Annotated in this window: 5 protein-coding genes; 2 read left to right on the top strand and 3 right to left on the bottom strand. The window is 68.7% G+C overall.

What is annotated here, in order from left to right; genetic code table 11:
* Window positions 1-22 precede the first annotated feature (22 nt).
* On the top strand, window positions 23-724 hold the full coding sequence (locus ACZ4TO_RS11150; protein ID WP_382781252.1) for a TetR/AcrR family transcriptional regulator: 702 nt from the start codon (window positions 23-25) through the stop codon (window positions 722-724).
* A 36-nt stretch (window positions 725-760) separates the two neighbouring features.
* On the opposite strand, the gene ACZ4TO_RS11155 is transcribed toward ACZ4TO_RS11150, so the two are convergent.
* From ACZ4TO_RS11155 to ACZ4TO_RS11165, 3 genes are all read right to left on the bottom strand, one after another.
* Window positions 761-1,126 carry a 5-carboxymethyl-2-hydroxymuconate Delta-isomerase gene (locus tag ACZ4TO_RS11155; RefSeq protein ID WP_382781255.1) on the bottom strand — a complete coding sequence of 122 codons (366 nt, stop codon included), beginning with the start codon at window positions 1,124-1,126 and terminating at the stop codon, window positions 761-763.
* A 128-nt stretch (window positions 1,127-1,254) separates the two neighbouring features.
* A complete protein-coding gene (pulA, locus tag ACZ4TO_RS11160; protein ID WP_468024363.1) occupies window positions 1,255-6,654 on the bottom strand; it encodes a pullulanase-type alpha-1,6-glucosidase in 5,400 nt (1,799 codons plus the stop codon).
* Window positions 6,655-6,798: 144 nt separating this feature from the next.
* Window positions 6,799-8,181 carry an alpha-amylase gene (locus tag ACZ4TO_RS11165; protein WP_468024016.1) on the bottom strand — a complete coding sequence of 461 codons (1,383 nt, stop codon included), beginning with the start codon at window positions 8,179-8,181 and terminating at the stop codon, window positions 6,799-6,801.
* 196 nt (window positions 8,182-8,377) lie between these two features.
* On the opposite strand from ACZ4TO_RS11165, the gene ACZ4TO_RS11170 reads away from it, so the two are divergent.
* Window positions 8,378-10,429 carry a carbohydrate-binding module family 20 domain-containing protein gene (locus tag ACZ4TO_RS11170; RefSeq protein WP_468024017.1) on the top strand — a complete coding sequence of 684 codons (2,052 nt, stop codon included), beginning with the start codon at window positions 8,378-8,380 and terminating at the stop codon, window positions 10,427-10,429.
* The last annotated feature ends 107 nt before the right edge of the window (window positions 10,430-10,536 follow it).

Consider the following 10,536-nt stretch of genomic DNA (forward strand, 5'->3'; position numbering starts at 1 on the left):
ACGCGATCGGTAAAGTGTCCGCATGACAACCGGGGTACGCCGCAGGATGGGTGTCGAGGAGCGACGGCAGCAGTTGATCGGCGTCGCCCTCGAACTGTTCAGCCGACGCTCGCCCGACGAGGTCTCGATCGACGAGATAGCCTCGGCCGCGGGCATCTCGCGGCCGCTGGTGTACCACTACTTCCCGGGCAAACTCAGCCTGTACGAAGCGGCGTTGCAGCGCGCCGCGGACGATCTCGCGGGCCGGTTCGTGGAGAGCCGCGAGGGTCCGCTGGGCACGCGGCTGCTGCGGGTGATGCGCCGCTTCTTCGACTTCGTGGACGACCACGGGCCCGGTTTCGCCGCGTTGATGCGGGGCGGCCCGGCCGTCGGCTCGTCGACCACCAACGCCCTCATCGACGCCGTACGGCAGGCGGCCTACCTCCAGATCCTGTCGCATCTGGACGTCGAGGAACCGCCGGCCCGGCTGGAGCTGGTGATCCGGTCCTGGATCTCGCTGGTCGAGTCGACGGCGCTGATCTGGCTGGACGGACGGCGGATTCCGCGCGGCGAGCTGGAGGTGCAGCTCGTGCACGACTTCGCGGCCCTGGCGGCGGTCAGCGCCGCCTACGACCCCGAGGTCGCCGCGCTGCTGCGCGGGGGGCTCAAGGACGAACCGGGCGACGGGCCGTTCACCGACCTCGTCGTCCGGCTGCTCGCGCTCGCCTCGCCGCCCGAGGCGTAGGAAGGCCCCCGGAGGCGCGGCGCGCGGGAGCGGGTCCTACGCCTCGAACTTCCGGTAGGACGGGTCGAGATCGCGCACCTCGACGGACACGTGCAGCGTGACCCCGTCCACGGGCTCGATGTGCTTGCGGAGCAGTTCCAGCGTGGCCTCGGTCAGCCTCGCCTTGGTCTCGTCGCTGCGGCCGGCCAGCAGGGCGATGCCGACATGGACGATGGCGGGACCTCCCGTGCCCGTGGCCACCACGTCTCCCACGACCTCGTCCTCGGTCCGCAGGGTGCGCAGCTTGCACGCCTCCAGCCGCGCGGCCGCGATCTCGACGATCACGGGGTGCAGCGCGAGCGCGAACGCGCTCCAGTCGACGTGGTCGAGGGCCGGGGAGGTCTCGACGGTGATCTGCGGCATGGGCACTCCTGTTCCGGTGAAAGGTCCCGGTCACCCTAGCCGCAGCACCGGCACGACGACGGGGGCGGCCCCGGACGCCCCGTCGTGCTCAGGGTGTCCGGGGCCGCCCCCGCCGGGTCAGGCCCAGGTCACGGGGTCCGGGTGAACACCGCCACCGTGCGGGCCGGGACGGTGAAGGAGCCCGTGTCCTTCGCGTAGGACGAGGACTTGACGACCGGGTCCGCGCCCTGCGCCTGCACCGGGTGCAGCGCGTACGCCGAACCGGCCAGCGAGCCGACGGTCTGCTTCTGCTTCTCCGGGGTCGCGTTGAAGACGATCACGAGGTCGCCGAGGCGCGCCGTGATCACTCCGGGGGTCTCGTCCTTGCCCGACAGCGGGAAGGAGAGCTGCGACTGCACCTGGGCGGCCGTGGAGAGCGAGAAGACCTTCTCGCCCGTGCGGATCCGCTGCAGGTCCTGGAAGGCGGCCGAGGTGCCGTCGATCTGCTCGCAGCCCACCTTGACGGAGGTCAGCAGCGGCTTGGCGAACGGCCACTTCGAGGTGTTGTCGGCGGCCATCGGCAGCCCGCGCCCGAATCCGTTGCCGTCCTGGCAGTTCCAGTGGATGGCGTTGAACCAGTCACCGCTGTCGAAGGAGTTGCGGTCCAGCGACTTGGAGCGCAGCAGGTCGGAGCCGGCCTGGGAGAGGGACGGACCCTGCGAGAGGGTGGCCGTCGCCATCGCGAGGACCTGCATCCGAGCGCGGTCGGCGGCGCTCGTCGACGCGGGCAGCTTGTACGTCAGCGCGTCGTACAGCGACTCGTTGTCGTGGGCGTCGGCGTAGGCGAGCGCGTCGCCGGGGGCCGCCGCGTAGCCCGCGGGCTGGCCGTTGTAGTCGATCTCGGAGCCCTTGACCTCCTTGCCGTCGGTGTCGGTGAAGCGGTACGCCGCCAGGTTGCCGGTCAGGCCGACCTTGATGAGGTCCTGGTAGTGCAGCAGGCGGGCCTTCTGCTCGGCCGGGGTGCCGTTGGCGGTGGAGGAGTTGGGGTCGGTGTACAGGCCCGAGCCGAAGCCCTGGACCCCGGGGTCGGAGTCGAAGGGGCTGCCGCCGCGGACGGCGTCACGGGCACGGTCGGAGAAGGTCGCGATGCCCGTGCCGGCCATGTTCTTCTGGGTGGCCTGGACGAACCGGGCGTCGTCGGCGACCTCGCCGAAGTTCCAGCCCTCGCCGTACAGGATGATCTTCTTGCCGTCGACGCCGTCCTTCGCGGGGGTCAGCCCGTCGAGGGCCTTCCTGACCGCGAGGATGTTGGCCTTCGGCTGGTGTCCCATGAGGTCGAAGCGGAAGCCGTCGACCTTGTACTCCTTGGCCCAGGTGACGATCGAGTCGACGACCAGCTTGCCCATCATGGCGTTCTCGGTCGCCGTGTTGGAGCAGCAGGTGGAGTTGGCGACGCTGCCGTCGGCGAGGAGCCGCTGGTAGTAGCCGGGGACGATCTTGTCCAGGACGCTGGTGTCGGCCTGGCCGCTCGCGGCGGTGTGGTTGTAGACCACGTCCATGACGACCCTGAGGCCGTCCTCGTTGAGCGACTTGACCATCTTGCGGAACTCGACCGTGCGGCCGGTGCCGTCGGGGTCGGTGGCGTAGGAGCCCTCGGGGACCGTGTAGTGGTACGGGTCGTAGCCCCAGTTGTAGGCGTCCTTGGCGGCGGTCTTCGCCACGCACTCCTGCTGCTTCTCGGAGTCGGCGGCGTAGGAGGCCAGGTCGCAGTCGGTGCTCTGCTGGTCCGCCTTCTTCTCGGGGATGGTGGCGATGTCGAACGCGGGCAGCAGGTGCACGTACGAGGTGCCGGACCTGGCCAGCGCCTTCAGGTGCCTGGAGCCGTCGCTGTTCTTGTCCGTGAAGGCGAGGTAGGTGCCCTGGTCCTTCGCGGGGACGGTCTTGTCCGCCACCGAGAAGTCACGGACGTGCAGTTCCTGGATCTGCGCGTCCTTCAGCGGTACCGCCTTGGGCTTCTTGAGCGAGGACCAGCCCGAGGGGGCGAGGGACCTGGCGTCGAGGTCGACGACCAGGCTGCGCTCCGAGTCGGCGGTCAGGGCCACCGAGTACGGGTCGGTCACCTTGTTGGTGACGATCTTGCGGACGGTCTGCGCCCACACCTTCACGACGTAGCGGTAGGGCTTGCCCGTCCAGGACTTCCGTCCGGTGACGGACCAGACGCCGGTGGCGCCGTCGCGCTTCATCGCGACGGTGGAGCCGCCGAGGTCGAGACTCACCGACTGGGCGGTCGGGGCCCACACCGAGAGGGTGGGGACGCCCTGGTGGAAGACCGGTCCGAGGTTCGCCTTCGTCGCGGGGTAGAGGTCGTCGAGGGCGCCGGCGATCTGCACGCCGGTCGCCGCGAGCACGGCGCCGTTCGCGGCCCGCTGCGAGGCGACGAGCTGACCGCCGAGCGCGGAGCGCACCCGGTCGCGGTCGCGCGGGTCCACCGACCAGGCGGTGTACGCCTTCAGGTGCGGGTACTTGGCCTTCTGGGCGTCGGTGAGGGTGGTCTTCCCCAGCCGCAGCCAGCGCTCGTCGTCGCTGGTCAGCCCGCCGTCCTTGACGGCGATCGAGCCGTCGTGGGAGGAGAGGAGCTGGGTGGAGACGGCGGCGTCGGAGCCGTTCCAGGCGACGGTGTAGCGGTCGATCCAGATCGCCTTGGACGTGGTCAGGTCGAGCGCGGCCGCGCTGCCCTTGGGCTGCGGCAGCAGGTACTTCTCCTGGCCGTTCAGCAGCCACACCTCGTGGCCGTTCGCCGTCAGGTCCAGCGACTGGTCGGTGGGCAGGTCCTTGTCGTCGCCCTTGTGCAGGATGTAGCTGAGGCTGCCGGCGCCCTCGGCGAGCGGCACCTCGAACACGGCGCCGTAGGCGTCGGTCCGCACCGGCTCCAGGGGCTTCGTCCAGTCCGTGGGCGTCGCGGCCCCGGTCCAGGTGTGCAGACCCCAGCCGGCGTAGTCGCCGTCGGCGCGGTGGTAGTGGATGACCGCCTTGGTCTTGTCCTGGGCGGGCAGGTCGGGCTGCTCGGTCAGGACGGTGTCCTTGCCCTGTTCGACCCAGACCTCGCCGGTCTTGGTGACGTCGATCGTGCGGTCGCTCGCCACGTCCTTGTTGCCGTCCTTGTCGATGACGAGGAAGCCGACGCTGGAGGCTCCGGGCTTCAGCTTGACGTAGGCGAAGGCGCCGTAGGCGTCGCGGCCGACGAAGTCGTGCCCGGCGGGCCAGGTCGTGCCCTCGCCGTCGGCGATGTCGCCCCAGGCGTACAGGCGCCAGTCGGTGTAGTCGCCGTCGGTGCGCTTGTAGTGGACGACCGCGTAGTCGCGCGAGGAGGCCGCCGGGACCTCCGGGGCGGGCGCGGTGCCGGTGGTGGACCCGGCCGTCGCGCTCGCCGTGCGTCCGGCCGAGTCGACGACGACGGCCTTGTAGCGCAGGGCGGTTCCGGCCGGTACGTCCTTGCCGATGGCCTGGGTGACCTTGTAGGGGGCGTGGTCGGCGGAGCCGAGGGTGTGCCACGTGCCGTTGCCCACCTGGGCGGCGAAGACGACCCGGTCGAGCTGTCCGCCGGTGACGTCCGCCGACAGTTCGACGGTGCCGGTGGCGCCCGCGGCGGGGGCCTTCAGGGTCAGCGTGGGCCTGGTCGCGGGGGCGGCGAGCCGGCCGGCGGCCTTGAGGACGATCGCCGCTCCGGCCGGGACCGTGACGGTGACCTTCTTGTCCGCGTCGCTCTTCACCGAAGCCGAGGTTCCGTATACGGCCCGGAAGTCCATGTTCGCCGAACCGGTCGCGAACGTGGCCGCCTTGGCCTCGTCGGCGTTGTTCACGGCGACGACGTACTCGGTGCCGGTCTTCGCGTCGGTGCGGGAGAAGGCGTAGACGCCGGCGCCGTCCGCGGCGTACCGCTCGGTCTGGACTCCGTCGGCGAGGGCCGGGTTGTCCTTGCGCAGCTTGGAGAGGGCGCTGATCGTCTTGTAGAGCGGGGCGCCGGTGTCGTAGGCGTCGCTCGCGTGGGTGCGGTCGGTGCCGATCTCGTCGTCGTCGAGGTAGTCGGCGACCTTGGAGGCGAACATCGTCTGCCGGGCGTCCTTGTCACCGCCGGCGCCGGTGAAGCCCTGCTCGTCGCCGTAGTAGACGACGGGGTTGCCGCGGCTGAGGAACATCAGCTCGTTGGCGAGCCGGTCCTTCTTCAGCAGTTCGGCGTCGGTCGCCTTGGGGTTGTCCTGGTCCAGGAAGTACCCGATGCGGCCCATGTCGTGGTTGCCGAGGAAGGTGACCTGCTCGTAGGCGTTCGCCTTGTCGGTCGTGTACTTGTAGTCGTCCGCGAACAGGGACGAGAGCTTCTGCGCGCTGCCGCCCTGCGAGGCGTAGGAGCGGGCCGCGTCCTGGAACGGGAAGTCGAGCGTGGCGTCGAGACGGCCCTGGGTGACGTACGGGGAGGTGATCGACGTGTCGGCGGAGTAGACCTCGCCGAACATGAAGAAGTTCTTGCGCCCGTGCCGGGCCGCGTACGCGTCGAGGGCGGTCGCCCACTGCGTCCAGAACTCCATGTTCACGTGCTTGACGGTGTCGATCCGGAAGCCGTCGATACCGAAGTCCTCGACCCACTTCTCGTAGATCTTCTCCATGCCGCTGACGACCTCGGGACGCTCGGTCCACAGGTCGTCGAGGCCGGAGAAGTCGCCGTAGGTGGTGGACTCGCCGGCGTAGGTGGAGTCACCGCGGTTGGAGTACATGGTCGTGTCGTTGAGCCACGACGGGACCTTGGCGTTCTTCTTCGCGGCCGGGACCGTCGGCGTGCGGGGGAAGGAGTCGGCGTCCACCGACGGGAACTTCCTGGTGCCGTCCGCGTAGTCCGCGTCGTCGAAGGGCCGGCCGTCCTTGGTCAGGTACGGGAAGGCGCCCTTGGAGAGGTAGCTGTAGGACTTCTCCTCGTAGTCGACGACGTCGGCGGTGTGGTTGGTGATGACGTCGAAGAAGACCTTCATGCCCTTGGCGTGGGCCTTGGAGATCAGGGTCTCCAGGTCCTTGTTGGTGCCGAAGTGCGGGTCGACCTTGGTGAAGTCGGTGATCCAGTAGCCGTGGTAGCCGGCCGAGGCGTCCTTGCCGGTGCCCTGGACGGGCTGGTTCTTGAAGATCGGCGCCATCCAGATGGCGGTGGTGCCGAGGTCCTTGATGTAGTCGAGCCGCTTCGTCAGGCCCTTGAGGTCGCCGCCCTGGTAGAAGCCCTTGTCGGTGGGGTCGTAGCCGGTCGACAGCCGGGAGCCGGTCAGTCCGCCCTTGTCGTTGGAGGTGTCGCCGTTGGCGAAGCGGTCCGGCATGACGAAGTAGAACTGGTCACGGGTGGAGTCGTGCCGGGACGGCGTCGCGGCGAGCTTCGCGTCCGACGGCGGTGCGGGCGGGGTCTGGGCCCGCGCCACAAGGGGTTGCGCAAGCGATACGGCCAGTGCGGCGGCGAGGACGGCTGCACGCAGCCTGGGGCGGCTGGTGCGGCCCGCCGGCCCTCTCGGTATCAGGTCCACAGTCGTGAACTCCTAGCGATTACGGCGTACTCGGGTCCGACCCCGCGCAGCGTTTCGGCCACGATGCCGAACGCCCGCGTGACCGTATCGCTCACGCAAGGTTTACAGCAAGAGTCTTGCAACATGCGGAAAGGCTTTTCAGCAGCTCGACTTGCCCGCATAGATCGCGAGTGCCGTGTTGGCGCCCAGCGTCGCCGTGAACTGGCCCGAACTGTTCACGGTGATGCTCGTGTTGTTCTGGACGTTGCAGTAGGTTCCCGCGGCCAGGGAGGTGCTGTACGTCCGGCTCAGCGAGGAGGCCTCATGGTTGATGGCCACGAAGCCCTTGCTGCCCCGGCCGAAAGCGATCGCGTCGTTGCCGTCGTCCCACCAGTTAGAAAGCGCTTGTCCCCGGGTGGCGTTGCGGAAGGCGACCATCGACTTGATCTCGGGCCAGGCGTGCTGGCACTTCCAGCCGTCCTGCCAGCAGGCGTTGACCGTACCGCCGTTGGGCGGGCCGGCGTCCGCGTTCGACCACTCGTAGCCGGAGTTGATGTCGGGGGCGCCGTAGGGGTAGGCGAGCATGAAGACGTTGGCGAGGGTGTAGTTCGCCCCGTCCTTGTAGTTGAGCGTGGAACCGTTGCGCTCGGTGTCGTGGTTGTCGACGAAGACGGCCGCGACGGAGCTGCTCATGTAGCCCCAGCCCTCGCCGTAGTTCTTCAGGTAGGCGAGGTTCTCGTTGTTGAAGACCCGCTTGAGGTCGTAGGCGTAGCGGAACTCCTGTACGTCGCCGTTGCCGGTGTACTCGGTGGGTTGCACGGCCTCGCCCGCGCCGTAGATGGCCTCCTGCTTCCAGTAAACGGACGGGTTGCTCAGCCGGGACTTGATGTTGGCGAGGTCGGCGGCCGGCATGTGCTTGGCCGCGTCGATCCGGAAGCCGTCGACGCCGTAGCCGAGCAGGGAGTTCATGTAGCCGGCGATGGCCGACCGGACGTACTCCTCGCCCGTGTCCAGGTCGGCGAGACCGACGAGTTCACAGTTCTGGACGTTGGCCCGGTTGGTGTAGTCGCTGATGGTGGAGGTGCAGTCGTCCATGTCGGCGGACGAGTAGAGGCCCGGGTAGTTGTACTTCGTGTACGAAGAACCTCCCGTGCCGGTACCGGAACCGGCGGCCATGTGGTTGATCACCGTGTCCGCCACGACCTTCACACCGGCCGCGTGGCAGGTGCTGATCATGTTCTTGAAGGCGGTGGCGTCGCCGAGCCGGCCGGCGATCCGGTAGCTGACGGGCTGGTACGAGGTCCACCACTGCGAGCCCTGTATGTGCTCGGCGGGCGGGGACACCTGGACGTAGCCGTATCCGGCGGGGCCCAGCGTGTTGGTGCATTCCTTGGCGACCGAGTCGAATTTCCACTCGAACATGACGGCGGTGACGTCCTTGGTGCCGGGCGGCGAGGCCGCCGCCGTACCGGGGGGAACGGCCACCGTGACCGCCAGGCCCGCCACGAGGGCGAACGAGGCCGCGAGCTTCTTCCGTGCCATGTGTGTGTACTCCTGCACTTCGTCGTGCGGGTGGGGGGATCGGAACGTACCGCTTGCAATCATGTTTCAGCAAGATGTCGAAAGAACTTCCAACTCCCTTATTGACGCGCCCCCTTGGGCGGTCCCACGCTCCACACGGGTCAGCTCCGCGTCCCCGCGGCCGCGCTGACCGATCCGGAGAGGAGCCGCATCCCCCATGGTTTTACGGCGAAGAAGGGTTTCCCGGCTGCTGGCGACCGTCGCGCTGGCGCTCGGCGGGCTGGCCGCACTGCCCGCCCAGCCGGCAGCGGCGGCGGACACGGGTGTCCCCAACGGCGACGTGATCGCCAACCTGTGGGAATGGAACTGGAAGTCGGTCGCGTCCGAGTGTACGAACGTGCTCGACCCGGCCGGCTACGGGGCGGTCCAAGTGGCGCCGCCCGCCGAGTCGTTGAAGCAGTCGAACTACTACTGGTGGGACGTCTACCAGCCCTACTCCTACAAACTCGAGAGCCGTTTCGGCACCGCCGCCGCCTTCAAGGCCATGGTCGACACGTGTCACGCGGCCGGCATCAAGGTCTACACCGACGCGGTGATCAACCACACCGCCGGCCAGACCGGCACCGGGTACAACGGCACGGTCGTCTCGAACAAGTACGACACCCCTGACTACGACCCGGCCGACAGCGACGACTGCACCACGACGATCACCGACTGGACCAACCGCTATCAGGTCCAGCACTGCGAACTGCTCGGCATGCCGGACCTGGACACGGCCGAGAGCAATGTCCGCGCGAAGATCACCGGTTTCCTCAACCAGCAGATCGACCTGGGCGTCGACGGATTCCGGGTCGACGCCGCCAAGCACATCGAGGCCGCCGACATGAAGGCCATCGTCGCCGGGCTGCACACCACGACCTCGGGCTCGGCGCCGTACATCACCCAGGAGGTCTATCCCGGCACCCCGCCCTCCATCGACGAGTACTACGGCAGCGGTGACGTCCTCGACTTCGCCTTCGCCTCCCAGATCAAGGCGCAGTTCCAGGGCGACATCGCCAACCTCGCCGGTTTCGGGAGCAGTTGGGGGCTGGTCGCGGAGGCGAACTCCACCACCCTGGTCACCAACCACGACACCGAGCGCAACGGCTACTCGCTGAGCTACAAGGACGGCGCGACCGCCGTGCTCGCCAACGTCTACCAGCTCGCCCGCGGTTACGGCCGGCCGTCGGTGTACGCGGGCTGGACCTTCGGCCAGAGCAACCAGGCCCCGCCGAACTCGGGCGGCGGTCTCGTCACCGACACGAACTGCGCCTCCGGCTGGTACTGCCTCGACCGTGACACCGCGGTCTCCGGCATGATCGGCTGGCACAACGCGGCCGCCGGGTACGCCGTCGCCGACTGGCAGTCCCCCGCGGCCAACGTGATCGGCTTCGGCCGGGGCGGCGCCGGTTTCGTCGCCATCAACAACAGTTCGGCCGCGAACACCCACACCTACACGACCGGTCTCGCGGACGGCACCTACCCGAACGTCATCGACGGCGGCGCCGGCTCGGTCACGGTGAGCGGCGGCAGGGCCTCGCTGACCGTCCCCGCCAAGGGCGCCGTCGCGTTCTACGACCCGGACTACGTCTGCACCGTCAACTGCGGCGGCGGTGGCGGCACCGATCCGGGCACGGGCTCGGTGACGGCGACCTTCGGCGCGTACGCGTCGACCACCTCCGGCACGGACGTGTACGTGGTCGGTTCGGCCGCGGCTCTCGGCGGCTGGAACCCGGCGAGCGCGGTGAAGCTGTCCTCGTCCGGCTACCCGGTCTGGAAGGCGGACGTCGCGGTCCCGGCGAACAGCACGATCACGTACAAGTACATCAAGAAGGACGCCTCGGGGAACGTCACCTGGGAGTCCAACGCCAACCGGACCCTGACCACCGGCACGGCGGCGGTGACCGTGCAGAACTCCTGGAACGTGGCCGACGCGGACGCGACGGACCTGACCTTCGGGGTGACCGCGACCACCGTCTACGGCACGAACGTGTACGTGGTCGGTTCGATCCCCGCGCTCGGCTCCTGGAACACCGCCGACGCGATCCCGCTGTCCGCGGCCTCCTACCCGTACTGGGGCCGCCTGGCGATCGTGCCCAAGTCGACCTCGTTCACGTACAAGTACATCAAGAAGGACGCCTCGGGCGCCGTGACCTGGGAGTCGGGGGCCAACCGCGCCTACACCACCGGCTCGGGCGCCGGGTACTCCGTGAGCGACACCTGGAGGTAGCGGCTTCGGAAACGAGAGACCCGCGCGGAAGCGGTGCTCCGGTGGTCAGGACGCACATCCCCCTTTTGCGTTGGTTGGGCGCGCCGAAGGTCAAGTTCGAGCGAAGG

The organism is Streptomyces sp. NPDC028298 (assembly GCF_055565895.1).

Bases quoted from the DNA above. Each gene is read 5' to 3' on its own strand.
- ACZ4TO_RS11150 (WP_382781252.1), top strand. From the start codon at position 23: ATGACAACCGGGGTACGCCGCAGGATGGGTGTCGAGGAGCGACGGCAG.
- ACZ4TO_RS11155 (WP_382781255.1), bottom strand. From the start codon at position 1,126: ATGCCGCAGATCACCGTCGAGACCTCCCCGGCCCTCGACCACGTCGAC.
- ACZ4TO_RS11165 (WP_468024016.1), bottom strand. From the start codon at position 8,181: ATGGCACGGAAGAAGCTCGCGGCCTCGTTCGCCCTCGTGGCGGGCCTG.
- ACZ4TO_RS11170 (WP_468024017.1), top strand. From the start codon at position 8,378: ATGGTTTTACGGCGAAGAAGGGTTTCCCGGCTGCTGGCGACCGTCGCG.